The following is a 24,129-nucleotide window of genomic DNA, read 5'->3' on the forward strand; positions in this document are numbered from 1 at the left end:
GACGTACCGCCATGCCAAGGCCATCGGCGGCTGGGGCGGGGCAGGAGTTGCACTGGAGGCTGCGGGCGTGGCCGCCGACGCCCCAGGAATAGTGCATGGCTACCCGGGTGAAGTGGTGGAAGGGATTGGGCAGTTACTGGCACACCACCGGGTGTGGGACAGGTTCGCGCCCAAGTAAGTAAGTATGTGCCGGACCACCAAGTCGGCGGCGTGCACCAAATGCCGCCGAGGTGATCAATGACAGCTCAGGACCCGATCATGGCAACCGACCCAAACGACGCCGTCAAACAGGCCACCGACAAGGTGACGGACCTGCTCTCGGCGCCGCTGGCACCGCCAGCAACATGGCCAAGGACGCCGGCGAGCACCTCTCCGATGCAGTCGATGATCTCCGTAACCACGACGCCATCACTGGCGTCTGGGAGAAGCACACAGAGTTCCTCCGCGATCAACCCGCACTGACGTTTTGCGGTCGCCGGCCTCCTAGCCGCGGCCGTATTCAGTGTGATCATTCGTCGGAGCCAGCGCTAAAATCATGCTTAACGGTTCTACTCGCCGCGTCGGCATCATGAGTGGTCGCGGCGATCGGCGGCTCTCTCGTCATCGATAAAGGTCCTTCGTGCATCGCGCTCGTCGTCCATGACCGCCATCGTGGCCGTCGTGAGGAGATCGATTTGCTCGTCGATGACTGCGATGCGTTCGGTCAGCGCGATCCTCCTGAGATCGAACAACGCTATTCGAAGTTGCCGGGCCACCTGGGGCGAACCTGCTCCGGCCATGCGGATCTCGTCGAAGGCAAGGTGAACGAATCCGTCCCAGTCGAGCACCCGCACCACCAGTCGAAGCTCGCCGTCTTCGTCTCGGTGCTGACCGTCGGGGAACGGGCGACGGGCGAGTTGTCGCAGAATGTCGTGCAGTCGGTCGATGGCCTGTACTGCAGTCGATGGGTCTTGGAACGGCGAGTCCGACAGGGAGCGTTCAGCTATGTCCACGAGCATCCGCAGACCATACGAAACGTCCTGGTCGAGCGTCGGCTCGAACTTAAGCACGACTCCCTCTGTCAAACGCTTGTCATCAAGGGTCGGTGCGTCCCCACGCACGATAAATAGCGGAGCCGATGCGGGGACAAACTCACCGAGTCGAGGAACCAGTTCCACAATGCATCCGGCCCGCTTCGCCTCCTCGATGATGTGCTCGTAACCGATTGTCGTCACGACGCCGGACTTGGGAGAGACAATTGAACGATTCGCGACATCGGTGGGTGCTGCGTCGTCCCCTTTGTCGGGGAAGACACGATCAAGCAGCTTGCGTGTATCGTCACCAACGAGTTCGATGAGAGCCGAAACTCGCAGGGTCTGGCCGAGATGCTGCACGTAGATGACCAGAACGGCAATGCTCACAACGACCAGCACGAATGCTGTCAACACGGCGAGGCCCGGTACAGTGCCTTCCTGACCCTCACTGCCGGGATCAACTTCGCGAAGCGCGAGCAGAGAGTGTACGAAGGTGGCCACGAACAGGCCGATCGCAAACTGGCTGGGTTTGTCCCGCAGGATGCGCTGCACAATGCGCGGCGAGAACTGGCCCATCGCAAGTTGCACGACCACCATGGTGATGGTCAGCACGAGAGCGGCGAGGCTGATCATCGACGCCGCGACCACCGCGAGAATCTCCATTGCCGCATCCGGTCCGCCGACGACTGATTCGGGAATGAGCTTGTAGTCAAAATGGCGGTCGAGAGCGATCGTGACCAAAGACAGGAATATGCCAAATGCGACGCATATCACGGGCACCAACCACAAGCTCTGACGGACGCTGGTCAAAAATCGGGAGATCTTCACCCCCTCACGGTACTGCTGCGGGCGAAAACCTACCAGAGAATCCGACTACGGTGTCCGGTATCGGGAACCGTTACTGGACACCGAAGTTGTGGGTCCCCAATGGGTGCACGGTCCCATATGTGACCAGACATGGGACCGTGCGCATTCAAGACAAGGCACCTCAGGACGCGAACAAGGTTTCGCCGTACTGGGTATCGAAGTACTCTCGCACCTCTTTGATCCTGTCATCACAGATGATGAGATTGGCAATGTATGAGTTCTTGTAAGCCTTTCCAGATGTGGTCTCCGCACTGGACTTCCACTCGATGACGACATTCCCCTCACCGACAGTCGCGCTCACGAGTTCTGTAGAGAACGAACCTGGGGTCATCTGAGCGGAGGCGAGCGGGAAAAATTCATCCACGATTGCGTCGGGCCCCTCCCAAGTTCCTGAATTCGGGAGGCGACCGGGTGCAATCCACTTCGCGTTGCTGGTGAAACACTCCTTGAGGGCATCGTTGTCACCGGAGGCGAGTGCTGCGAAATAGCGTTTAACAACAGGTTGAATCTCTGGTTGTGAAGTCATAGTCCAACACTAACAGGGTATTCGAATTTATATTCGATTAATAGATGTTCGACTAACGCCTAAATGGACATTTCATCCACCCCGGACGGATACCCAAACAGCACAACGTCTTCTGTCTCATAAGCCGGACGTCTAGCGGGAGCTCCCAGGTCGTCGCGGCTTCCATCGCGTACCGCGAGTCTGGGTGCCGCGTTTGCCCCGCCCGACATTAGGCCGATGATGGGACGTCATGCGCTCGAGGCCTTGTCTCAGTTAACTACAGATTCGTGAGTGCGCCCGTATGGTGAATTGAGACAGAGTTTAGGAGAATCTGTTTCATTTCTAATCGTCGTAAGTTCAGTCCGGAGTTCAAAGCCGAGGCTGTTGAATTGTTGATTTCCTCCGGCCGCCCGATCGTTCAGGTCGCGAAAGAAATTGGTGTCAGTGATGGCGCCCTGGGGAACTGGGTAAGGGTGTGGCAGGAAGAACACCCGGAAGCGGCCGCCGATGAGCCGGGCCCGGTGGAGTGGGCGAAATGCAAGGCGATACAGGCCGAGAATGCCGAGCTGAAACGGGAAATTGAGTTCCTGGGAAAAGTCAGTGCCTTCTTCGCCGCGAAGCAACGATAGACGACTACTACACGTTTATCGGGCAGGAGAAGGCCCATTACAAGATTGACTGGATGTGCCAGCAATTGAAGGTTCCCAGGTCTTAGTATTACCGCTGGTGCAAGCCGCAGGAACCGACCCCGACACAGCCCCGCAACAAGCAGCTCACCGAGGATGTTTGTCGCGTCTATAAGCGCGAGAAGGGCATGGCCGGCCGGGACCAGATCACCACGATTCTGGACCACGAAGGGATACCCGTCGCTTCGGGAACGGTTGGGACCGTTATGAACAAGCAGGGCCTGCGGGCAGTTCGGATGCGGGCGTGGGAGAAGACCACGGTCGTTGATCCTGCTGCCAGGACTGAACATATCAAGAACCATATGCTCGATGCCGACGGCAAGAGGGACTTCACTGCCACGGTGCCGGGAACGAAGCTGGTCGGGGATATTACCTACCTGCGCACGGGTGCTGGTTGGCTGTATCTGGCCACGGTTATCGACTTGGCGACCCGGATGGTGGTGGGTTGGTCCATGGCTTCCCATATGCGCACGGAGCTTATCGTGGATGCCATCACCATGGCCCGTGATCACGGCCGGCTTCATCCTGATGGGGCTATTTTCGGCTCGGATCGCGGGAGCAAGTACACCTCTGGTGATTTCCAGAAGTGGTGTGCCGGGAACAAAATTACCCAGTCCATGGGCGAGGTCGGGGCGTGTTGGGACAATGCGGTGGCCGAGTCATCCTTCTCGCACGTGAAGGCTGAGATGTACCACCACCATGACTTTGGCAATCACATGTCGGCAAGGACATCGGTCATGGAGTACATCTAGTCTTGGTACAACCGGCGACGGCCCCATTCCTACAACCAAGGACTGCCGCCGGCACGAGCCTTGGCCGCGTACCAGAATCAGATCGAACAAGCAGCGGCGTGAGAAGAAAAATCAATCACACTGTCTCAAAAACTTGACGGGCGCCTCTCTCACTATTCGCCGCTTCGAGTGCGCTGGCGTGCATCGTTGGTGTCAATGGATGTCTGCGGGAACCTTTTGATAGGAGTCCAGGGCGTCGTGTTTCCCGTAAAGGGAACGCTCCTGGACAGTCGATGCACTAAACGTCGTGGCGAGAGAGGCGTTGAAGGATGCGAAACTCTTTCCCCACTTAGTCGTCGCGGACGTTAGCTTCCACGTCGGCGAAAGCCCTTCGTCTTGGATCCATATTGGACTGAAGTCTACGCTTTCGTGCTGGTTAGAAGTCGCGGTCGAGGGCGCCGGATTCGGCTACGGGTGCGATGGAACTAGTAAGGCCCGAGGGGTTGGTGACGGACGCTGTGGGTGTCCACACCATCGTAGCCATGGTACTCGAGGTGCGGAGGTTACCGACTCCGCTGGCGGGGGCTCCCAGCGTAACGGTGACAACGGTTTTGGGTACGCCTGCGGTGATCAGAGTTTTGGCCGTCATGGTGGCATTGAACGTGACGGTCTTTTTAGTCTTGGCGAAGTTCGCCTTCGTGTTTATTGAGCCGAGGTTTACGTTGCTGCCGGGCCGCTGGATGTCCACTGTGTCGCCGTTGCTGCCGGTACCCAATCCCTGAATGTTTCCATCGCGGAGGCGCACAGTAACAGGTAGGGCCGAGCCAGCCCAGCCAGGAGTGACGGACGCCAAATTAACTTGCTGGCTGTAGGAGAGGGTTAGGGTGTCTCCGGCGTCGAGCCGGCCTTGGATTCCTGAACCGTTGGCTGCCTGGACGTCTGCGCCGCGCAGCGGGCTGTTGTCCACGCGCCGGGAAGAGACAACAGCAGATGTGGTTTCCTTGGCTGCGCCGTCGGTCAAGACCGCCCTGAGATCGTACTGCCCGTCCGACGCGGTCCGCGTATCCCACACGCACGAGTACGGTGCCGTAGCTAAGGTACAGCGAGTAGTCCAAGTGTTGGTTCCGGCAGGTGATGACTGGATGCGGAGAGTGCTCACACCGGCCGACGAGTTCGCGGCAGCCCTAAGGGTTGCGTTGCCCGTCAGGTACGCCCCCGGGTCCTCCACCGACACCGAGGACACGGTGTTGTCCACCAACCTGTTGGTGATCGGGGTCGATGTTGTGCTGTTGCCTGCCTCATCAGTAGCAATGGCCCGGAAACTGTAGGGAGCGGTCGCCAGAGCTGTTGTGTCGAACCGGCAAGAGTATGGTGATTCCGTGACAGTGCAGAGCTGCGTCCAGGTGCTGGCGCCCGTCCGGGCGTACTGAATCTGCACTTGGTTGATGCCCGACTGGGCGTCCGCGGCCACGGCCGTGAATGTGCTGACGCCCCGCAGCGGTGAGCCGGGATCGCCCATGGTCGCAGAAGGGGCCACATTGTCCACCAGAACGTCGGTGATGGGTTCGGAGTAGCTTGACGTGAGCCCCACGACGGCCACTGCGCGGAGGTCATAGAAGTCGTTGGTGAAAGTGCCGGTGGCCCAGGTGCATTGGTACGGGGCCGCAACGGTTAGGCACAGCGTGTTCCACTTGTTGGCCCCAGCAACGGAATATTCCACCCGGACGGAGTAGTCCGTGCTGCCGGGACTGTAAAGAGTCGCGCCCAGAATGGTGTTGCCTCGCACGATTTCCTCGGGAGCCGTAAGGATAACGGCGAACGAGTTCGCCACAGTCGTTTGAGCCGTCGCCGAGGTGGTGGTGAGGCCGGAGTTGTCTGTAGCAATAGCCCTGAGGCTATAGGCGCCATCCGGCATAGTCTGGGTGTTCCACTGGCAGGTATAGGGCTCCGCCTCCCGAGTGCACAGTGGGGTCCACGCGCCGCCGGGCGGTAGATACTGGATAGTCACGTTGCGGATGCCGGTCTCACCATCGCTGGCGGCCGCGGTCAGGGAAACACTGGCCCTGACCGTTGTCCCTGGGCTGGCGATGGTGACCGACGGCGGAGTCCAGTCCGCTGCCGTACCGAAGGTGCTCCCGGTATTGGACGTGGCGGCCGTGAATGCTGCCGAAGAGAAGGTTGTGGAGGTGACCAGCACCAGAGCCGTTAAAGCCCCAACAAGGCCGACGGCGGCGCTGGCCTTCAAATGGCGGGCGCGGGCGGGTAGGGCAGACGCGGCGTCATCTTCTGAGGGGCTCTCGGAACTCACCTCCGGTGAGTCGTCCGCGGCATCCGGTGAGTCGCCAGTTTCCTCATCTTCATCCGGTGTCCGCACCCAGAAAACGGCCAGTACCACGGCGATTAGCGTCAGGACGCTCCACCAGGCAAGTGCGGGAAGGTTTCCGAGTCCAAGCCAGAGGCCCGGCAGCCCGACGAAAGGAACGAGGAGCCTGGCCTGGCCGGTGATCTGTTCTCGTTTGAGTGGGGTGCTGTCCACCTCGGCGTTGGCATCACCAGCCGTGACGAAGGTGCCGTCCGGATTCTCAGCGACAATCCGGTGCAGCCGCGTTTTCTCCACCCCGCTGGGCTCGGCCTCCGCCGGGCTGGTGAACTCCACCACGCCGCCCACAGGGACCTTTTGGGCAGCGTCAAAACCGGCCGCCAGTACCACATCGCCGGCGCTGATATGTGGTTCCATGGACCCGCTCTGTACCACGGTGCCGTGCCAGCCGAAGAGAGCCGGTAGTACCGCGATGAGGGCAAGGCACAGCAACACGCCCAGATACAGCCGCGATGCCAGGGACGCCAGAAAAAGCACCCAACCATCAGCGGAAAATAGTGGGGCCCACCGGGAAGGTCTCCGGGCGGACCCGGGTTCCTCCCGGTTCACAGATTACAACCCCGTTGCCTCCGGGCTACGGGGTTGTGGGGGAGGCGTCGGACTGGAGTTCCCACACAAGATCGATGCCTACACGCGCACCCTGAAAGGTGTTGATCTCGTCCTGGCTCAGGCCGGTTGTATCGAAGCGCCACGTACCCCTGTAGCTCTGGGTTTCACCAGGCGTGCCAGTAACTTGCCAAGAGGATCCACCGGTGGAGAAGTCCCGCACGTTTGCGGCCAACTGAGCGATCGACATCTCCGGGACGTCGTTGGAGTTGGGGGTGAAGCCGGTGCAGTTATTGAACGATCCGCCGGTGCCCTGCTCCAGATCGAAGAAGATCCGGCTCTCCAAGCCCTTCGCGGAGATCAGGTTCTGCGTGTAGGGCTTGACCACGCCCGGAACGTTGGACTGAGAGGTGACGACAATGCATTTCTGGCCAGTCTGGCCCGGGACAATGTTCTCCACCGTAAACGCGGCCGCACCAAGATCATCGTCGGTAAGGGTTACGTTGCCAGAGCTCCAGGAACTACCGGCATTACGGGTTGAGGCAGTAAATGCGGCTTGGGAGCCCTGCCAGACCATTCCACCGGCAATCAACACAGCTAACGGCGCGGCAGCGAACATGGCGAGCTTGCGAGTACGCGAAGAGGGGGTTTTCATGAATGAGACCTTGTCTTAGAACCGACGGAGTTTATCTACTCGCCCGGTATGCCAAACAGACCTTCCCAGATATCTGTATGCCCCCAAGCGATGACACATCCAATCTACGGCGGTGACGCGCAACCTGACAATACCCGTAACAATTTAGGAAGCCCTTTCCAGAGCAAAAATTGGGGCTGTTGACCGGTCTGTCATTTTAATAAGTCGGATGCACAGCCCTGCCGAGTCTGTAAGGGGAACGCTGACCGGACAATGCAAAGCAGGCGGTAGACCGCCGCTGGATTTCCGGGACTGAACTTTCAGCGAAGCTAGATAACATCCCCAAATGATCCGGCAGCATCGGACGGAACTATCTCCTTCCGCATGGAAACTGAGATGGCCAGAAGCACTATCCCAGCGGCCAGAACGATAACAGCAACACCAAGTAGGCCGATATCACCCGAGGTTCCTGGGCAGCCCATATTGTTGTCAGCCTCCGGACAGGACCTCCAGGGTCCGAGGTACACCAGAGGAACGCCAACAACTGATACAAGAGCCAGCAGAATCCCCGATGTCGCTTACACAGTCTTTCTGCAAGCTCTCGTAGTTCATCCAAGCACGGCGAGGTTGCCGTACTCATCCGCCGGTAGGGGGAAGGCTAGGTGGGGGAGTCTTTTGCTGACCGGTGCTGATTCCTGCCGTGTTGCAGGAGTAGTCGGGACGTGCCCTCGGCTAGCGGCGAGTGAATCCCTCGTCGTGCCAGTAGGCGGCCTGTGCCGCCGTGCGCCGCAGAATCGCGTCGGCGGAGTGCGGCGCGGGCCACAGCATCAGCTCGTAAGAGTCGGGCGCGGGATGCTCGACATCGGCATTGGACTGTGCATGGCCGGCGTCCATGCCCCGTGCGTTCCACCGAACCCGGTAGCTGGGGCCGGGAAGATCGAAGCGCACAACCGGGTCGTCCGCCCAGCCGGCGAACGCGGCCTCGCCCGAAGGGACAAGGCTCGCCTCGACCACTTCCTCCCACTCGCCGAGGTCGGGCGCGTCGTCCCATATACTGACTCGCACCGGAACCCAGCCGGTGTGCGTCGCCGTGATGAGGAACAGCGCCCCGGCGACAGTCGCCCCGCACAGCCCGTTCACCTGACCGATGAACGCTCCATCGGGGATCGGCGGCTCGACGATCCCCGTCGTCAGCGTCATCTGCGCATACGACGTGAACACTAGGCCGTCAAAGAGCACGCGCATGGTCTCGTCCTTCCTCGGCGCCCTGAGCGACCGGTCACAAGCCGAACCCTCAGTGGGACGGATTCAGTGCTTCATGGTCTAATCAATCGATTTCTCGGCAGTTCCCATTGCTGGAATCGTCAACAATGCTTGCTTGCTCTGATCGCAAGCGGAGGACGTCTATGCTCCGAAAACGTCGCCCGCTCGCCAACGTCCCTAGCCAGTTGCTGATTGCCGGTGGTTAGCTGGGAATCCTGACATGCGAATCTCTGGCGATCTCATCCCTAGCGTTTACTGGGGGATGACTTCAAAGGATTCTTCATTCGAACAGCAGCCAGCCCAGTGATGCTGGTTGTTGCACCAACGAAGAACACGAGAACCAACGAAAGCCCCAACATGGGTGGAAGCAGCGGGTTATCCCATGCGAGGAACATTGATACTGCCAAACCAGCGACCGATATGCTCGTCACCCAATTGAGCCCTTGAGTCAGGCGGGTCCCGGACGTCGCGTACACAGGTTTTCTGTAAGCTCTCATGATTCATCCAACCACAACGCAATGCTCTTAAACCTCCCGTACGCGGACCGTGAGCGGGACGGACATGACTATTGTTGCTGTTGAATAGTGCCGCGTCGTAGCGGTAACCGTTGCTGCGATGTGGTTCAGATTTGTCGCGCAACCTTGTTCTGTCCAATTCAGCCAACGTTGACTGCAGCCCGCCCTCTGGCCGTGCCAGCCCTTCCCGGGAGGCAGAATCTAAATGCGCACATCAGGGTGAAGCCTATTTGAGTTGGATCTGACAGCTCTTCCCTGTGGGCTCACCGTCAAGGGTGAACTCAAAATTGAGGAGTTGCGCACGCATCGGCGGTTCCGGGGCATAGCCCCAACACCCGTCCCACTCAGTCCCGGTACCGGCCACTTTCCCGCCCGCCCAGCGGTATTCAGTGCCGACATCGTCCGTGATCCGCACTCTAACCCGGCTGAGAACGGGCTCGCCGGGCATGATCGGAAATCGCCCGGCAGCCTCGGTACCGTGAAGTTTCCGCTGCTTCGCCCATTGCTCAATTTCCTTGAGATGGTGATGATCCCGGTTGCGGGTCTCGAGGCACGGCACGCCCTCAAAGTACACGACAACACCGCGGTCGCCTGGCACTTCACCTACTCCTGCTGGAAGCGTGAATGTTGGATCTATGCCGGTAAAACGCACATCTATGCCATCGCTGGTCGCAATAATGAGATCACCAGGGGCTGAAATAATCATCGTCATTAGCCCACACTAGCGCCACATCTGAAAGAGGACCCCTCCGCCCAGGAATCGCTATAAAGGAGCAGTCGCTGCGTCCGGTATGGGGTCTTTCCGGATCGGAGTTCAGAAGCGTCCCGTAAGCCGGTCTGGCACCGGCGCAAGCGGTAACAAAATTCTCCTGACTCAGAATCCGCGTTAATCCACATCCCACCGATTCCCGTATGCTCGCCCGCAATAAAGCCCGGTCAGCGGGCCCCATATGGGACAAGAAATGAAGGCGCCCAAGAATGATCGAGTCATGTTCCGGTGGGCCATGTTTAGTGAGATAGATCTTGCTAATGGTCCAGGTGTAGTGAGCGAGGCTCACTATAGATGAGACGGGACAGTCGCGGCGGAAGCAACCGCGCGGAGGCATTTGATCACCTGTGCGTCCAGCGCACATAAAGTAACTTCTGATGGAGAAATGCGTTATCCGATCTCTCACTATTCGCCGCTTTGAGTGCGCTGGCGTGCATCGTTGGTGTCAATGGATGTCTGCAGGAACCTTTTGATTGGAGTCCAGGGCGTCGGGTTTCCCATAATGGGAACCTTCACCGGACACTTCCATAGATAAACGCGATAGTCATCGTGCAGAGCGCAGTTCAACGAGTCAGTTGCGGCGTGTTGATGACGACCACGCATGGGTCGTTGCAGGAACAATTAGAGTCATGGAACCGGAATGGAGCACCCGCATCAGGTGGACCGACTTGCCCGAGCACGTGCGAGTTGGCATCGAACAGATTCTGGGATCACCTGTCGTGGAATCAATGGGTCAGCAGGGAGGCTTTTCCCCTGGAACTGCCGACAGGGTACGCACAGCAGCCGGGCTCCGGGCCTTCGTCAAGGCGGTGAATCCGGCCTTGAACGAAGCCTCGCCGGCCATCCATAGGAAAGAAGCAGCAATTACTGCCGCTCTGCCATGCACGCTACCCGCGGCGTCACTGATCGGAAAATTCGATGACGGAGACTGGATAGCGCTAGTCCTCTCCGATGTGGAAGGCAACCACCCTCACATACCCTGGCGCACCAATGAGCTGACACTTGTGCTTGATGCACTGCTGGGTCTAGCCCGGATGCCAATTCCTCAAGGTCTAGAACATCTGCCGGAACTTTCGCAGGAGTTGAGCGACGAGTTTGGAGGCTGGGCCCGCATCCGCGCGGATCTCCCGGAATCCTGTGACCCGTGGATCCTTGGGAACCTCGACTGCTTGGAACTCCTGGCAGAGCTTGGACTGTCGGATCTGGGCGGTGATTCACTGGTTCACACCGACGTCCGGGCCGACAACGTTTTGATCACCCGTGACAACGGGGCCATTCTCGTGGACTGGCCTTGGGCCTGTGTCGGTTCGGGATGGTTCGATGCGCTCACGGTTCTCGTAAACGTACGCGTGTTTGACCCCATCTTCGATGTGGAGTCCGTGTTGCAATCCCACCCTGTGTTTGCAACGGCCGATGCGAGCAGCGTTGATGGTCTCCTTTCGGGGCTGGGAGCATATTTTATTGACATTGCCCGGCGGCCGGCCCCGCTTGGCCTGCCGACTGTTCGAGTTTTCCAGCAACAGCAGGGTGACGCTGCCATGGGCTGGCTTCGACAGCGTATCTCCGCCCACAGCCAGACATCATCCATCGACAATCCATTCAATGAGGACAATGAGGACAATGAAGGCGAGTGACGGCGGAAGAACCCTGGACTGAATCGGGGGATCGAAATATGGCGCTTCACAAACCGAACGCTTTACGGGACGAACTAGACGGACAGAAGCAAGGGTTTCTGGAGATTGTCACCGTGCCCGATTGAGGGGAACAGTTCTGCAAGGTTGCGGGGAGAAAAAAGGTGGATTGGTCCGGCATTCTGAATTGCTTCCCACGACCACCAGAAAAAATCATGGAGACCCTCATTGAGCAGGGCCCCCGGACTCCAGACTCCTTGCGGTTCGAACCGATCAATCTCGACCAGAAAGTAGTCATTGACTACGCCTTCATATCCATGGCATATGGAGTTGTCTACGATTTCCTGGCGCCAAACCAGAGGTGGCTCAAGACGACTTAAGTCGAGTCCAATTTCTTCCTCAAGCTCGCGAGTAAGCGCCTCAATCGGCGTTTCGCCTGGTTCGATCCCTCCGCCGGGTGCGGCCCAGACAAAACCATCAGGGATTCCGTGACTGCCTAACAGCAGATCACGATCAGGAGTGAGAATCAGAGCTCTTACCGAGTGGCGCAGAAGGGGACCTGTCATGCCGTCACCCTACAGGACGTCATAAAGAGCATCTTCAGACGAGTTCCAGATGCCGAACCTTGAATGGGCCGTGCTCCCTATACGGGACAAGATATGAAGACGCCCAGGCATGATCGAGTCAAGTTCCGGTGGTCCATGTTTAGTGAAACAGATCTTGCTAATGGTCCAGATAATATGCGTTCGACGCACATAAAGAAACTTCTGCTGGGGAAATTCGTTATCCGATCTCTCACTATTCGCCGCTTTGAGTGCGCTGGCGTGCATCATGGATGTCAATGGATGTCAATGGATGTCTGCGGGGACCTTGATATGCTGTGTTTCATGCTCAAACTTGCCGACCCGGCCGTCACCTTTCATAGGTCATGGGTAGAAGCTAAGGGAGAATGGCCCGACGGTCACCAGGACGGCTCGGGCATCCGTCCTGGCGACCGGTTCGAAACGACTAAGGACTTCGAAGCCTGGATAAAACGCCTGACTATGCCAGCTGATCCTGCAATGCTGTTCAGCGGGGTGCAAGTGAACACGAGCAGGTTCTGGATAGTGGAGCACGAAACCTACCTCGGAGCAATCGAACTCCGGCACGTTCTAACACCTATCATGCTCGAAGCGGTCGGCCACATTGGCTATAACATCCGGCCAACAGCTCGCGGACGTGGCATTGCGACCTGGGCCCTCAAAGCTATCCTCCCTCACGCCCGCAGCATGGGCCTGACACGGGTACTGCTTACCTGTGATGAACAGAACCTGCCATCTGCCCGAACAATAGAGAAAAACGGTGGCGTCCTTGAAGATATACGCAGCACCGAAATAGGCGTCAAGCGCAGGTACTGGATCGACCTGTCAGGCTACCCCTGCGATCAAGCAGGCGAGGAATCAAGCCGCAGCGGAAGCAACCGCGCCTAGGCATCTGATTAGCTGTGCATCCGACGCACATAAAGTAACTTTTGATGGGGAAATGCGTTATCCGATCTCTCACTATTTGCCGCTTTGAGTGCGCTGGCGTGCATAGTTGGTATCAATGGATGTCTGCGGGAACCTTTTGATTGGAGTATAGGGCGTCGGGTTTCCTGTAAGGGGAACGCGAACCGGGACGGTCGAATCAAGATCCCTGCCATCAAATCTGGCCTAGGCACGCGACATCGATGGCAGGGAATTTGACCTTCTAAGAGGGAACCCGGCCCGGGGAATGGCCTCAGCAAGGAAGGATCGCAGTGCCTTCCATGAAACGGACACATCGCCCCGTCAATATTGTGCGTTCGCCCGCGAACTCGATGTGCACGGTTCCGCCGCGGGCCGATGCCTGACGCGCCAGCATCTCCTGTTTGCCGAGACGTTCGGCCCAGAGCGGAGCGAGCTGGCAGTGGGCGGATCCTGTGACGGGATCTTCGGAAACGCCGGCCTCTGCCCCGAACCAGCGGGAAACGAAATCGTAGTCAGTTCCGGTGCCCGGGGCTGTGACAATGGTCCCGCGCACCGGCAATGAAGCCAGGAATGCGAGATCCGGTGTCAGATCGATGACAGTTTGGGCGTCTTCGACCATGTAAATGTGGTCAGTGGCCTTCAATGCCTCGGTCACCGGTACCCCAAGTGCCCTGGCAATGTCAGGGTCGATGGCAACCGGCGCGGGGACTTCGGAGGGGAAGTCCATAGTGTATTGACCCTCGGCCGGACGGGTCACCGCGAGCCAGCCGCTGCGGGTGTGAAAATGCAGCTTCTCGGCCTGGGGATGAACGTCGTCAAAGAGGTAGGAGGCTGCGGCCATGGTCGCGTGCCCGCACAGGTCCACTTCAACGGCTGGAGTGAACCAGCGCAGATGGTATGCCGGGTGGGCCGAGTTCGGAGCTTGGATTCCTGCGGGCAGGTCCTTAACCAAGAATGCTGTCTCGGAGAGATTGTTCTCCGTCGCCGCCTGCTGCAGCACGGCATCGGGCAGCCACTCGGGCAGGGCCATGACGGCTGCCGGGTTGCCTTCGAAGAGTGCATCGGCAAACGCATCGATCTGTACCAGGGGGACCTTCACGACTTTGCTGGCCTGTTCCTGTTGCTCTTCGGATGTTGCTATTGATTTGCTCTGCATGGCGTTTCCTTTCGGACCCGGTTCAGCGCATGTTGCAGCCGTTGTCCGATGACAACGGGCAATGCGAAACAGCCGGATCGCATGGGCCGTATGTGGGATAGGGGCTTGTTGTGCTGCGGTGGCTAGTGGGCTGGCCTTACTGGGCTTGACCGCTAGACCAGGATGTAGTGGTCAAGCCCTTCGTGGTGGGTGTCCAGCTGGAATCCGCGGCGGGTGAGCAACTTAGTCGAGACCGCGTTGGCGGGGTCCACGCGAGCGAAGAGCTCCCGAGTGAGGTAGATGTCAGGGATGCTGGCCAGGGCAGCGTCGGGCATGGCCCCGGCGATGCCGCGGCCCCAATGGTCAGGGGAGACCCAGTAACCGACTTCAACACCCGCGTCCTTGCGGGACGAGACCACGATGCCGACAGGCTCATTTGCCTCGACGGCCAGGAACCAACGCGAGGCGCCAACGCTGTCGAGCGGGTCTTCCTGGAGGGCCGCACGAATGCGTTCCTGGATGGTTTGTTCGTCCCAGGGCTGGCCGTCGCCGATGAAGCGGGTCACCCGTTCGTCGGAGGCCTTGCCGGTGAAGAATGCCGTGTCAGCCTCGTGGAATGGGCGCAGGGTGATCGCGGGAGGGTGCGGCATGGGAACCTTTCGGGGTGGAGGAGTTATCACCAACTTATCAAGGTCACTGCATGGTCCTGAATCTGCACGCCTACCCTTGGCAATGAGTCGCAATGAACCTCCCGTATGGCGAACCTGCTGCGAGACAGAGGGCGCCACTGTGTGAATGGCGAAGGAGCCGTTGAAGGATGCGGAATTCATTCCGCGCTGTTGGCTCGGGCGTAGGCTTCCACTTCGGCGAAGGACCGTTCGTCCTGAATGCCGATTGTGAGGGAGCTGCGGCTGTCGTTGTAGGTGATATCAATGTCTATGTCATTGACGTGCCACATCTTCCGCAGGCCTCTCTGGCCGTGCCATGGAACGGTTGGTTCGCCGTGGAGGTTAGTCAGTTGACGGAGAATGGCGTCGAAGCACTGGGTTGCTTGGGGGTCTGGCAGCGCCGAATCCAGCCGGATCTGTAAATGGATTGATTCTATAAGTCCGTCAAGTTCCCGCGAAGTGGCGAAGATGGGAGGGCCGCCGTCCCTTGGTTCTAGGTGAAAATGATCCGCGATGTCACGAGCATCATTAGTGCTCGCGGGAGACTTCTTTCCCTGTCCCCATCCCAGACGCTTGAACAAGGCATTCTTTTCGGCCTGATTCTTGGGCCAAGGATGTCGAATCGCTTCTTCGACCAGGTCAACGATGGCTTCAGGCTGCGGAATTTCGTTCATGAACCGTTCTGGGGATGTCATCTTGCCACGCTATGCCGGAACGCAGCGTATCGCTAGGGGCCAGAAGGTGTCGATCGACTGCGGCGTGGATCAGCCAGCCTATGAATCCGTCTCGCATGGGAACCTTTAGCGGAAAGAAATGCTCACACTTGCCAGCTGCTGGGTAGCATCGGAGTAGGCAGTAGCAAGGAGCGTAGCGAAATATTTGAGCGATTTAATGATCGAGCCCGACGCGTTGTTGTGCTGGCCCAAGAAGAGGCCCGCATGCTCAACCACAATTACATCGGCACGGAGCATATTCTGCTCGGCCTCATCCACGAGGGTGAAGGTGTTGCCGCAAAGGCCTTAGAGTCCTTGAACATCTCCCTTGATGGTGTCCGGGAACAGGTCCAAGAGATTATTGGACAGGGGCAGCAAGCTCCCAGCGGGCACATTCCCGTTCACTCCGGCCGACAAGAAGGTGCTGGAACTTTCGCTGCATGAGGCCCTGCAGCTGGGCCACAACTACATCGGCACGGAGCGCATCCTCCTGGGACTGATCCGCGAATGCGAAGGCGTGGCTGCGCAGGTGCTGGTGGAGCTCGGAGCAGACCTGGGCCGCCTGCGCCATCAGGTCATCCAATTACTCGCCGGCTACCAGGGCGATGGGGCCGACGACGACTGATCGGATACCTCAGGGGCATTCGCGACGTTCACATTCCTATCGCGGCCCCGCCCCGATATTTACTTACGGCGAAGCCGGTCGTATCCATGACCTGTCGAAACGGCGATGAGCCCGAGCGCCAGCCTGAACACTCGACTGCCCAGGAGCATCCCGCCGGGGACCATCAATGGGATGTCTGAGGATTTCCGGCAGCGGATGGCCAAGGCGATGCCATTGCAGAAACTGATTGAACATCGATTGCATGATCGAACGGGGAATGTCCTGATTGGTGTCTGCTCCATCAGTTTTTATCCGGCATTATCCAAAAAACGAGATAAAAGGATAGTCCCGCAAGCGGAACCTTGAGTGGGACTCTTGCCGCTGGGAGAAGCCTGATTCCCGGTGCGGATCAGTTGCCGAGTAGGTTCTTCTTCATCGCGTAGTACGTTAGCTGCACTCCGACCATCACAGGATGTTGTTTTGCTTCGACGACGAATCCGTGGCGCTCGAAGAAGGGTCGGGCTGTGATGCTGACATCGGCGGTCAGTGCCGTCAGGTGATCTGCGCGTGCTTTGGACTCCACGTGGCCGAGAAGTTGCCTTGCCACGCCGAGCCGTAGGTAGCGAGGGGCTACGAACATCATGTCTATATACCCTTGCGGGTCTATGTCGGAGAAACCTGCTGGCTCTCCATCCACGGTCGCCACGTAACTGTTCCGCCCGTGCATCGCGGCGTGCCAGGTGGATAGTTCGCGTGCTTCTGGCCGTGCCCACGCCTGAATCTGCTCTGGTGAGTAATCGGCGGCAGCGGTTTCGGTCACTGCGGCAAGGAAGATCGCCATAGTGTCTGCCGCGTCGGCGCGGCCGTATGGATGAATGTCAATGACTGATGCATCGGTGTTTGTATTTGATTCCACAGAACCAGCATCCCACTTCGACTGGACATGACCACCCGGCGCTTATCGTGTGGCGTAGCCGAACCCGCTGCGGGACACACAAATACTTGAACTGTCAGGTGCAGACTTTGTCCCCGAAGGAAATTACGGTCCGCCGGATAGTAGCTTCCCCGTGTACTTGTACGTTGAGTGCTAGGCATCCAGAACTTTGGTTCCTGAGGGCGAACCCTCCGACATACCAGTACCCCTCTGGGTGCTGGTGGGCTGGGCAGCTTTTGTACGTCACGGACAGATATCCGGCCCGTGGCCCGGCTTCCGTAATGATGCTCGCCCAGTTGCTGACTTCGGGGTCTATAGGGACCGTGACCGTTGCACCCGGTGTGAGGTGGGCCCCGATCTTTGCAAAGATGATCCCGTTCACCGCATCAGGGAGCGCTTGAGGATACCAATCTATCAGCCCAGGGTAGAGCAGCGGGCCTAGTGCCAGATCGTCGGCCTGGTTTGGGCGAGGGTCTTCAGTTGGACGCGACAACTTGCAGTCAACGGTAGTTTTCGCCTCGGGGAGCGCGGCCAACTTGGCGGTTGGCGAGGAGGACGAGTTGGCAGACGGGGTCGTGGTCGAGGAGGGTTGGAGGCTGGCGCAGCCTGATATTGCAATCAGCAGGGCCGTCAACCCAAGTATCCCTAGGCGAGACGGGGCCGTTTTCTTGGCTCGAAATTTCCAGTCGATACCAGTAGTGGCCGTGGGTGGTGTCGATGGTCCCATAGTAGGCACCCTAGCGGACGGGGCCGTTCGTCAACAGATCGAGTGGGTCTTTTCTATCGCGAACGAGGAATCAAATACCGCCGAACTTAAATCCAACCAGGTGCCAAGCGTCTCGCAAGGAGTATCCAGTACAGAGGTCTTCAAACTGTCCCATAAGCCGGTCGGATTTCAGGACTCTAGGCCGTGGGACTTGGACCACGAACACCAGCTAATGCATGCACCGCGAGGGAACGTCTTGCGTGACATGATTAGGGCAGACAACTATTTGCATTCAATGTCCATCTGCATGGCGGGGGATTGATGGCCGGCATTACATTCACAGTGCGGCAGACTGTTGTTCATGGACCCATTTGAATCAGAATTGAGAGTCATTGCGGCAGCCGAAGAACTGGCAGCGACGCTCGGAGCAAACAAAAACCATACGGTCGCGGCTGCGGCGATGGATACGAACGGCGTTATTCATCGTGCTGTGAATGTTTACCACTTCACGGGCGGACCGTGCGCCGAGTTGGTCGTCATGGGGATCGCTGCTACAGCGGATGCCGGACCGTTGATAACGATGGCTGCTGCCGGCGATGGTGGACGTGGGCTGATATCGCCGTGCGGGTGATGCCGGCAAGCTATGTTGGACATTCATCCTGACGTCATGGTGGCTGTACCGACGGATAAGGGCCCGAAGATGCGCCCGATTCGAAAGGTGCTCCCAGACACGTATTTCTTCCCGGATGCAGATTCTCGTCGCTTACTGAGATTCAACAAGCGTTACTACGACGTTGTCGCGAATGGAACTAAGGTAACGACCGTTCGCTTTGATGATCCGGTGACTCTGGGTCCGCACACCTTCGTTTTTGAGGACGACGCCGAGCATCGAACACTGGATGGACGGGTGACAGAAGTTCAATACCATCAGCTCGATCAGATGACAGCTGAACAAGCTGGTCTTGCACCCGGAACATCCGTCGAGGAGTTTCGCCGCGGTCTTCGTTCTCATTATCCTGCGCTCTCCGATGAAGATGAGGTCGGCGTAGTCGCATTTGAAGTTGCCTGATTCGCCTTCACTTCTGAGCGTTGGTGCAACGACTTTGCCCGTTCCGGGAACCTCCTGCGGGACACGATTTCAAGGGCATCACTTTTACATCAGACATTGTTTGTGGGGATGATCGGATTCCCAAAACAATCTGATTTTTGTCCGTAGTGGAACGATCATTTAACCTCGCCGGACTGGTTTTCCGTGAGGTCGCAAACACCACGACTGCAATGGCTGTAGGGGATGCCGAAGCAAAGCTCTGAACTAAGAAATGGCTCTTGTAGATGCCGCAATGGGCAGGGCCTCACACTGAGCAAACGGCGGCGACTGCCCGAAATGAATCGCGAAAATGCCGTGCTTAATTCTGAGCGTCGAGTTGGAGAAGCATTGTATCCGAGCCACCGTTGCGACCGACTTTGACGAAGCCTAGGCGCTCATAAAGCGCCCGGGCACGGTTCCCGTCTTCAACGCTGAGGCTGATAGCTCGCAGTCCGCGTGAGCGTCCGATTGTAATGAGGCTTGCCATGAGAGCCGTGCCAGCACCTATACCGCGGTGGCCAGGCAGGACTCCGATGGTCAGTTCAGGAATGTCCTCTGCAATAAAGCCATAGCCGGCGTCGTCTGGGGCGAAGGTCCGACACCATGCTCCACCAATCTGGACACCGTCATGCGTCTGTGCCACGACGCCGAAGTCACCGACTCGCGGCCAACCCTTGAGGTAGCGCGAAAGATCCGTATTGGTTGCGAACTCTTCGTGGGTGAAGCGCGCGGTGCCGTTCCAGTTCATTGCCTCGAAAGCTGCCAAAGCCAGAGTTGACTTGTCGTTGGCAATTGCTTCTCGGACTTTGACTTCGTTGTCTTCCATGAATCCCACCCTAACTCACCGATATTACGAAGGGTGCACGTCAAATATGTCCCAAAAGGCGGTCAGCGACGAGGTGTCGCCTAGTGATGTCGCGTTGGTGAGGCATCGATCACTTCATCTCGCTGGGGGAACGCTCACTGGGACACGATTCAGCGCAACCGCGGAACTCGTGCGAGGACCAGCCTGAAGGGATGAAGAAGCTGGCCGTCGTCACTGGCGCCAATCGAGGACTTGGGTGTTCCTTGGTGCAAGAGTTCTCGGAGTCCGGTTGGAGCGTTGTCGCGATCACGCGCTCACCAGAGGTCCTGAAAGCCGGGGCCGGATCTGCGGACGTCACAACGGTCCAGCCATCCCGCTCGGCGGCACTCGTCCACCGCGATTGGGAGACCTTGTCACTCGTCGTCGGGGGCGGCAATGAAGAAGTCTAGGATCACCGCTTCGATCTTACTCTCAAGAGTCCTCAGGGCCGTCTCGGGCCAACCGTAGTAGCCAGTCACGTAGTTCATAGCGTTGTAGAAGGCCGCTAGCGCTGCACGAACGTCCTTCTCAACCGACTCGATAGTGACGTAAACGTTGGCGACGTTGCGGCCTGTCTTCTCGTCCTTAGTCCAGCCACGCATCTCTCTCACCGTGTAGAGGGTCGGGTGGGTGAGGTTCGAGAGCAGCCCATATATGCCCGAGGCCACAGTCGCATCAATAGTGCCACCGAAGCTGGCGGTGAGGTCATACATCCACTTGACGGAGTCTTCAAGGCCCGGCAGCTCTTAACCGTGAAGCCGGTACTTGCTCAGTTCCTCCGGAGTCGAATCGCGGAAGCGGGCGGCAATGTCCGCCTTGACCTTCTTGTAGGCGTCCGCCGTACGGGTGTAAGTGGGGTCGCTCTTGCCGCGAAGACGACCGGCGTTCATCTTGGCTTCCTCGGCGCTCTTCAACTCCTCGAGGCAGGCGCGAGCAAGACGGTCTTCCGGAGCCTCTGTGGGGTCGTTGCCGGTCACCCACACCGCGTGTGCGCAATTCTCGATTACGGCGCGCAGAAGCAATGGCGGAGTGGCAACCACCTCTGCAGCCCTCAGTAGAGCAGCCCAACTACCCAAATGCGCCGCGGTGTTGAAGAGAAAAATCTGGATGGCCTCTGCGATTAGGCGGTGGCCGGTTTCGCCAATCGGCTTGTCGATTACCGGATCAGGCGATGGCAGGAACATCGCTGCCTGAGCCGCGCCCGATCCTGCTGCCGGTTCCCAGTGAAACTCGTTGGCGGTCTCGTGGAAGGCCTCGCGGCAAGCCGATAGCGTCTGCGCCAACTCCCCGAGGCGGTCGCTGTACGTGGAAGGCATGGTCTGCCAGTAGGTCATCGTTGAGCCTTTCGGGCGAATCGACATAGGTTCAAAAGCTAGCAGCCTAGTTCGTGCCACGCTATAAATCATGACGCGGTAGCTGTGGCAACTTAAAGACCGAGTGGCAGTGACAGCATCTTTGTTTCGGAGGAGAGCGAGATCAAGTCTTCGATGAAGATCGACGACGAAGGCTGGCTGGAAAGGCTCGGTCAGTTCGCGCCCAGCTACTCAATCAGAGTGCCCGATAGCCTAACCCTCTACGGACTAGAAACGGCCAAAGGTAAGGCTGATCAATTGTGGGTCGGTGCATCCGAGGCCAGATCGCAGGGCGCTCAGTACTGAATCGGCCGCTCTCTCGGGTTGGTCTTGTCGCATAGACCAGTTGGGATTTCCATTTTCTGGCGAAGACCAACCGCCGTGGCGAAGGTAGCCGTCATTAATTGGCCAAACGGCGGCTGGCAAGAACTGCTCGGAGACGACCTCGCATTGAAAGTTACCCTCGTTGATGGCGAACTGACCGTAGACCGAGTAATCACGAAGTCCGATGTCGTAGGTAACCAGCAAGTATCTGCGACTAGTCATTCCTTTAAGGAAGCAAGCTAATTCCCGGGCTATTTCCGCCCAGTCCCGTCCAGGTTCATGAGTAGCCAGTTCTGTCTCTGCGAACGGGCCCTCGGGTGCCAACCACGTGGGCATAGGCATGCCGAGCAGATTGAGCAGTCGAACCAAGGTGTCCTCGACAACAACGTCCATGGGGTCTTCAACGCCCTCCGGTGCCATGAGAGCGAGCAATTCTGTTGCAGCGAGATTGGTACCGAGAACGGATGAAGCCCATTGGGAAAATCCGAACGATTCGGCCTGCAGATCTACAGGGTCGCTCGCGGCCGGGTCCTCGAAGTAGTCGCGGGGTTGGAATCCTAAAAAGAAGCGACCGGATGAGCCGGCAACGGGCCGGTAGTCCACGGTGGCAAAGTCGCTATCGTGAACGGAAATTCGAAGTCGCCAGTCGGTTCCTTCTTCGTTCTTCCATGATCCTGACGCGAAAACTAAAGTCTCGAAATTGCCCAATTATCCCCCTGGTAGCGATGGCTACGGTCACGCTACCAAGTAGTGGCAGTAAAATCTAGCGTTCACTCATGACTCTCGAGATGACCAAAATGTATGGCCGTAGCCGTCGGTGGTATAGATGACGTGCCCCGCAAAGGAACGTTGAGTGGGACACTCATTCGACTGAATGGGACCAGACATTATTGCGGGCAGCCACCTGTTTCCACCCACTAATGACGACGTCAACCGCTTAGCGTCGGCCTAGCGGGCTCTGTCCTTTCAGACGCTCAACTCTGCGGCCGCGCATGTTCTGCGAAATGGGAGAGAGCCAGCCGCATTCAGCTGCCCCTCTCCCATTTCTTGTTACTTGCGTTTTTGGTTGTCTCTTGAAGCCGTTGAGTGAATGGCTTTGGCAAGGTCGAGGGGTCGGCTCCACATGGGCCAGTGCCCCGTGGGCAGGTCGATGATGTCGAGCCGCTTGAGGTTCGCGACCTCCGCAAATATTGGATGGCCTACTTGGACCAGCTCCATCACCTGTTCGCTCGAGATCGAGCAGCACACCAGGGTGGTCGGGACGTTGCGGCGGGCCTCGTTTGTGAGCTCGACGGGCTGCCGAACCACTGGACCCGGCTCAGGGACCGCCAGAGCCCGAAAACGCTCGAGGACCTCTGTGCGTAGGCCTTCGAGGCTCGCCTGTTGCCCGAGCACATCGAACGACGGCAGCGGCAACTCATTCAACTCATCCGGGAAGTCGGGGGCGAAGACACTGCCCGCCGCCACAGGGCCGGAGTCGACCCACACTACCCCGTGGACAAGCTCGGGGCGCCTGTCAAGGACGAGGCTAACGGGGGCGTTAGCCCCACTGTGGGCGACGAGAATCGCGGGCTGATTTCCCTGTTGAGAAATGACGCCTAGGATCGCTTCTGCCTGGTCGTCGAGAGTCTTTGTCGCACGTTCAGGATCGTCCGCATCAAGACCAGGAAGCGTCATTGCGATTGCACGAGAGTGGTCGGTTTTCAAGTGTTCAAGTACCTCATCCCACGCCCAGGCCCCCAGCCAGTGGCCGGCGATGAGAATGATGGTTGGGCTGCGCTTAGTAGTAGTTGTTGTCATGTCACAACTCTCGCAGGTGCTTCAGACAAGGGTGTGTCACTATTTATGTCATGAATTCATTTAGGTCTGAACGGTGAAGCGTGCCGAACGACTCCATGCTCTAGCCGAGATGTTGCGCCGCAGCGGAGCGCAGGGGGTCTCCGCCGAACGGTTGGCGAGAGAGTTCGAGGTATCCGTGCGCACGGTCAAGAGGGACCTCGATGCGTTGGAGAATAGCGGGGCGCTCCTTTGGTCGCGCCCAGGCCCTGGAGGTGGCTATGGATTGGCCGACGGTGCGTCCTTACCGCCTGTCAACCTTTCCCAAGCGCAGGCCGTGGCGCTCATGGCGGCCGTGTCCGCTGCCCCCGATGCCCCCTTCGCAGATCTGGCAGCCAGCGGCATCCGGAAGATCCTCGACGTCCTCGATCCCAGAACCCGAGAAGGAGCTGAAGAATTGGCCCAACGTGTCTGGGTCAACTCGGTTCCTTCATCTTTGCGCGCAACAAAGTCAGCTTTAGAAGAGGCGATGGCCGAGCAGCGCGTAGTTCGCATTCGCTACACTTCGAAAGACGGCGCCATGACCACCCGCGACGTCGAACCGGTGCTGTTCGCATCCACGAACGGCCAGTGGTACCTCATTGGCTGGTGCCGGCTGCGTAGCGCAATGCGATGGTTTACCGTGTCACGCATCGATCGGGCCAACGTGACTAGGACGGCCTGTAGCGGCCACACCGTCCAAGAGGTTGGATTACCCCCGGTGAATGCTAGGCCGGTGCACGGACGGGGCGAGTGAACCACTGAAGCAAAGCTCAGCAGGACGGCGAGGGCTGCCCAGCGGATCCTCGACGTAGCCGTCGAAGGAAGTCAGCATCCATGGCTGTTGCCTCGCTATTGATGGCGTGTTCGGCCACTGAGGATGTGGAACGCATCTTCAGTGATGACAGCGTCAGTTTCAG

General features: G+C 58.4%; 25 protein-coding genes and 2 pseudogenes. 9 read left to right on the forward strand and 18 right to left on the reverse strand.

Annotation, left to right across the window (positions count from 1 at the left end):
• On the forward strand, positions 1–178 hold a 178-nt coding region (locus tag CVS27_RS21705; protein WP_165788362.1), incomplete at its 5' end, for a hypothetical protein.
• 67 nt (positions 179–245) lie between these two features.
• On the opposite strand, the gene CVS27_RS19565 is transcribed toward CVS27_RS21705, so the two are convergent.
• From CVS27_RS19565 to CVS27_RS19575, 3 genes are all read right to left on the reverse strand, one after another.
• Entirely contained in the window at positions 246–431 is a 186-nt protein-coding gene (locus CVS27_RS19565) for a hypothetical protein (RefSeq protein ID WP_133159206.1), read from the reverse strand.
• Between the two features lie 135 nt (positions 432–566).
• Positions 567–1,841: a DUF2254 domain-containing protein gene (locus CVS27_RS19570; protein ID WP_165788214.1), complete on the reverse strand. Its 1,275-nt coding sequence runs from the start codon at positions 1,839–1,841 to the stop codon at positions 567–569.
• 160 nt (positions 1,842–2,001) lie between these two features.
• Positions 2,002–2,406 (reverse strand): nuclear transport factor 2 family protein, encoded by a 405-nt coding sequence (locus tag CVS27_RS19575; RefSeq protein ID WP_103467530.1) that lies wholly within the window; start codon positions 2,404–2,406, stop codon positions 2,002–2,004.
• Between the two features lie 317 nt (positions 2,407–2,723).
• Between CVS27_RS19575 and CVS27_RS19580 the strand changes: the two are divergent.
• Positions 2,724–3,925 (forward strand): annotated as a pseudogene (locus CVS27_RS19580) (IS3 family transposase).
• Between the two features lie 313 nt (positions 3,926–4,238).
• On the opposite strand, the gene CVS27_RS19585 reads toward CVS27_RS19580, so the two are convergent.
• The 4 genes from CVS27_RS19585 to CVS27_RS19600 all read right to left on the reverse strand — a co-directional run bounded on the left by CVS27_RS19585 (position 4,239) and on the right by CVS27_RS19600 (position 9,852).
• Positions 4,239–6,659 carry a signal peptidase I gene (locus tag CVS27_RS19585; RefSeq protein ID WP_243400290.1) on the reverse strand — a complete coding sequence of 807 codons (2,421 nt, stop codon included), beginning with the start codon at positions 6,657–6,659 and terminating at the stop codon, positions 4,239–4,241.
• 97 nt (positions 6,660–6,756) lie between these two features.
• Entirely contained in the window at positions 6,757–7,383 is a 627-nt protein-coding gene (locus tag CVS27_RS19590; protein WP_133159207.1) for a hypothetical protein, read from the reverse strand.
• Positions 7,384–8,094: 711 nt separating this feature from the next.
• Complete coding sequence (locus CVS27_RS19595) at positions 8,095–8,607, reverse strand: hypothetical protein (RefSeq protein WP_103467533.1); 513 nt, start codon at positions 8,605–8,607, stop codon at positions 8,095–8,097.
• Between the two features lie 759 nt (positions 8,608–9,366).
• The gene (locus CVS27_RS19600) at positions 9,367–9,852 is read right to left on the reverse strand and encodes a hypothetical protein (RefSeq protein ID WP_133159208.1); all 486 of its coding nucleotides are present in this window, start codon (positions 9,850–9,852) and stop codon (positions 9,367–9,369) included.
• Between the two features lie 686 nt (positions 9,853–10,538).
• On the opposite strand from CVS27_RS19600, the gene CVS27_RS19605 reads away from it, so the two are divergent.
• Entirely contained in the window at positions 10,539–11,543 is a 1,005-nt protein-coding gene (locus CVS27_RS19605) for a phosphotransferase (protein ID WP_103467535.1), read from the forward strand.
• Between the two features lie 74 nt (positions 11,544–11,617).
• On the opposite strand, the gene CVS27_RS19610 is transcribed toward CVS27_RS19605, so the two are convergent.
• Positions 11,618–12,106 (reverse strand): NUDIX domain-containing protein, encoded by a 489-nt coding sequence (locus CVS27_RS19610; protein ID WP_103467536.1) that lies wholly within the window; start codon positions 12,104–12,106, stop codon positions 11,618–11,620.
• 135 nt (positions 12,107–12,241) lie between these two features.
• Between CVS27_RS19610 and CVS27_RS19615 the strand changes: the two genes are divergently transcribed.
• A complete protein-coding gene (locus tag CVS27_RS19615; protein WP_207767588.1) occupies positions 12,242–13,009 on the forward strand; it encodes a GNAT family N-acetyltransferase in 768 nt (255 codons plus the stop codon).
• Between the two features lie 289 nt (positions 13,010–13,298).
• Here the strand turns inward: CVS27_RS19615 and CVS27_RS19620 are convergent, their stop codons facing one another.
• From CVS27_RS19620 to CVS27_RS21415, 4 genes are all read right to left on the reverse strand, one after another.
• Positions 13,299–14,183, reverse strand: a complete 885-nt coding sequence (locus CVS27_RS19620) for a PhzF family phenazine biosynthesis protein (RefSeq protein WP_207767589.1) — start codon at positions 14,181–14,183, stop codon at positions 13,299–13,301.
• 152 nt (positions 14,184–14,335) lie between these two features.
• A complete protein-coding gene (locus CVS27_RS19625; protein WP_165788363.1) occupies positions 14,336–14,812 on the reverse strand; it encodes a GNAT family N-acetyltransferase in 477 nt (158 codons plus the stop codon).
• 176 nt (positions 14,813–14,988) lie between these two features.
• A complete protein-coding gene (locus tag CVS27_RS19630; RefSeq protein WP_133163000.1) occupies positions 14,989–15,525 on the reverse strand; it encodes a hypothetical protein in 537 nt (178 codons plus the stop codon).
• A gap of 105 nt (positions 15,526–15,630) precedes the next feature.
• Positions 15,631–15,822, reverse strand: a complete 192-nt coding sequence (locus CVS27_RS21415; RefSeq protein WP_243400292.1) for a hypothetical protein — start codon at positions 15,820–15,822, stop codon at positions 15,631–15,633.
• On the opposite strand from CVS27_RS21415, the pseudogene CVS27_RS19635 reads away from it, so the two are divergent.
• Positions 15,769–16,156 (forward strand): annotated as a pseudogene (locus CVS27_RS19635) (Clp protease N-terminal domain-containing protein); the annotation flags it as partial. The gene CVS27_RS21415 and the pseudogene CVS27_RS19635 overlap by 54 nt on opposite strands.
• Positions 16,157–16,556: 400 nt before the next feature.
• Here CVS27_RS19635 and CVS27_RS19640 read toward each other — a convergent pair.
• Positions 16,557–17,063: a GNAT family N-acetyltransferase gene (locus CVS27_RS19640; RefSeq protein ID WP_243400291.1), complete on the reverse strand. Its 507-nt coding sequence runs from the start codon at positions 17,061–17,063 to the stop codon at positions 16,557–16,559.
• Positions 17,064–18,148: 1,085 nt separating this feature from the next.
• On the opposite strand from CVS27_RS19640, the gene CVS27_RS21090 reads away from it, so the two are divergent.
• Both CVS27_RS21090 and CVS27_RS21095 read left to right on the forward strand, forming a co-directional pair.
• Complete coding sequence (locus CVS27_RS21090; RefSeq protein ID WP_207767590.1) at positions 18,149–18,418, forward strand: cytidine deaminase; 270 nt, start codon at positions 18,149–18,151, stop codon at positions 18,416–18,418.
• A gap of 36 nt (positions 18,419–18,454) precedes the next feature.
• Positions 18,455–18,856, forward strand: coding sequence for an ASCH domain-containing protein (locus tag CVS27_RS21095; RefSeq protein ID WP_207767591.1), 402 nt, complete (start codon positions 18,455–18,457; stop codon positions 18,854–18,856).
• Positions 18,857–19,193: 337 nt separating this feature from the next.
• Here the strand turns inward: CVS27_RS21095 and CVS27_RS19655 are convergent, their stop codons facing one another.
• The gene (locus CVS27_RS19655; RefSeq protein WP_103467541.1) at positions 19,194–19,700 is read right to left on the reverse strand and encodes a GNAT family N-acetyltransferase; all 507 of its coding nucleotides are present in this window, start codon (positions 19,698–19,700) and stop codon (positions 19,194–19,196) included.
• Positions 19,701–19,891: 191 nt separating this feature from the next.
• On the opposite strand from CVS27_RS19655, the gene CVS27_RS20610 reads away from it, so the two are divergent.
• Positions 19,892–20,128, forward strand: a complete 237-nt coding sequence (locus CVS27_RS20610; protein ID WP_133159161.1) for an SDR family NAD(P)-dependent oxidoreductase — start codon at positions 19,892–19,894, stop codon at positions 20,126–20,128.
• Here the strand turns inward: CVS27_RS20610 and CVS27_RS21100 are convergent.
• The 4 genes from CVS27_RS21100 to CVS27_RS19670 form a co-directional block, all read right to left on the reverse strand.
• Positions 20,093–20,431, reverse strand: a complete 339-nt coding sequence (locus CVS27_RS21100) for a hypothetical protein (RefSeq protein ID WP_207767592.1) — start codon at positions 20,429–20,431, stop codon at positions 20,093–20,095. The genes CVS27_RS20610 and CVS27_RS21100 overlap by 36 nt on opposite strands.
• A 33-nt stretch (positions 20,432–20,464) precedes the next feature.
• On the reverse strand, positions 20,465–21,052 hold the full coding sequence (locus CVS27_RS21105) for a hypothetical protein (protein WP_207767593.1): 588 nt from the start codon (positions 21,050–21,052) through the stop codon (positions 20,465–20,467).
• Between the two features lie 246 nt (positions 21,053–21,298).
• Positions 21,299–22,102, reverse strand: coding sequence for a TY-Chap domain-containing protein (locus CVS27_RS19665; RefSeq protein ID WP_103467542.1), 804 nt, complete (start codon positions 22,100–22,102; stop codon positions 21,299–21,301).
• 342 nt (positions 22,103–22,444) lie between these two features.
• Positions 22,445–23,194, reverse strand: a complete 750-nt coding sequence (locus CVS27_RS19670) for an alpha/beta fold hydrolase (RefSeq protein ID WP_103467543.1) — start codon at positions 23,192–23,194, stop codon at positions 22,445–22,447.
• 73 nt (positions 23,195–23,267) lie between these two features.
• On the opposite strand from CVS27_RS19670, the gene CVS27_RS19675 reads away from it, so the two are divergent.
• Complete coding sequence (locus CVS27_RS19675) at positions 23,268–23,966, forward strand: helix-turn-helix transcriptional regulator (RefSeq protein ID WP_103467544.1); 699 nt, start codon at positions 23,268–23,270, stop codon at positions 23,964–23,966.
• The last annotated feature ends 163 nt before the right edge of the window (positions 23,967–24,129 follow it).

Origin of the sequence: Arthrobacter glacialis (genome assembly GCF_002909445.1) — a bacterium.
Classification (GTDB): Bacteria; Actinomycetota; Actinomycetes; order Actinomycetales; family Micrococcaceae; genus Specibacter; species Specibacter glacialis.

Coding starts and splice junctions, on each gene's coding strand:
- CVS27_RS19620 (WP_207767589.1), bottom strand. CDS start 14,183: ATGCAGAGCAAATCAATAGCAACATCCGAAGAGCAACAGGAACAGGCC.
- CVS27_RS19655 (WP_103467541.1), bottom strand. CDS start 19,700: ATGGAAGACAACGAAGTCAAAGTCCGAGAAGCAATTGCCAACGACAAG.
- CVS27_RS20610 (WP_133159161.1), top strand. CDS start 19,892: ATGAAGAAGCTGGCCGTCGTCACTGGCGCCAATCGAGGACTTGGGTGT.
- CVS27_RS21095 (WP_207767591.1), top strand. CDS start 18,455: ATGGTGGCTGTACCGACGGATAAGGGCCCGAAGATGCGCCCGATTCGA.
- CVS27_RS19575 (WP_103467530.1), bottom strand. CDS start 2,406: ATGACTTCACAACCAGAGATTCAACCTGTTGTTAAACGCTATTTCGCA.
- CVS27_RS19600 (WP_133159208.1), bottom strand. CDS start 9,852: ATGACGATGATTATTTCAGCCCCTGGTGATCTCATTATTGCGACCAGC.
- CVS27_RS19595 (WP_103467533.1), bottom strand. CDS start 8,607: ATGCGCGTGCTCTTTGACGGCCTAGTGTTCACGTCGTATGCGCAGATG.
- CVS27_RS21105 (WP_207767593.1), bottom strand. CDS start 21,052: ATGACCTACTGGCAGACCATGCCTTCCACGTACAGCGACCGCCTCGGG.
- CVS27_RS19615 (WP_207767588.1), top strand. CDS start 12,242: ATGTTTAGTGAAACAGATCTTGCTAATGGTCCAGATAATATGCGTTCG.
- CVS27_RS19630 (WP_133163000.1), bottom strand. CDS start 15,525: ATGACATCCCCAGAACGGTTCATGAACGAAATTCCGCAGCCTGAAGCC.
- CVS27_RS21090 (WP_207767590.1), top strand. CDS start 18,149: ATGGACCCATTTGAATCAGAATTGAGAGTCATTGCGGCAGCCGAAGAA.
- CVS27_RS19605 (WP_103467535.1), top strand. CDS start 10,539: ATGGAACCGGAATGGAGCACCCGCATCAGGTGGACCGACTTGCCCGAG.
- CVS27_RS19590 (WP_133159207.1), bottom strand. CDS start 7,383: ATGAAAACCCCCTCTTCGCGTACTCGCAAGCTCGCCATGTTCGCTGCC.
- CVS27_RS19625 (WP_165788363.1), bottom strand. CDS start 14,812: ATGCCGCACCCTCCCGCGATCACCCTGCGCCCATTCCACGAGGCTGAC.
- CVS27_RS19670 (WP_103467543.1), bottom strand. CDS start 23,194: ATGACAACAACTACTACTAAGCGCAGCCCAACCATCATTCTCATCGCC.
- CVS27_RS19610 (WP_103467536.1), bottom strand. CDS start 12,106: ATGACAGGTCCCCTTCTGCGCCACTCGGTAAGAGCTCTGATTCTCACT.
- CVS27_RS21100 (WP_207767592.1), bottom strand. CDS start 20,431: ATGTATGACCTCACCGCCAGCTTCGGTGGCACTATTGATGCGACTGTG.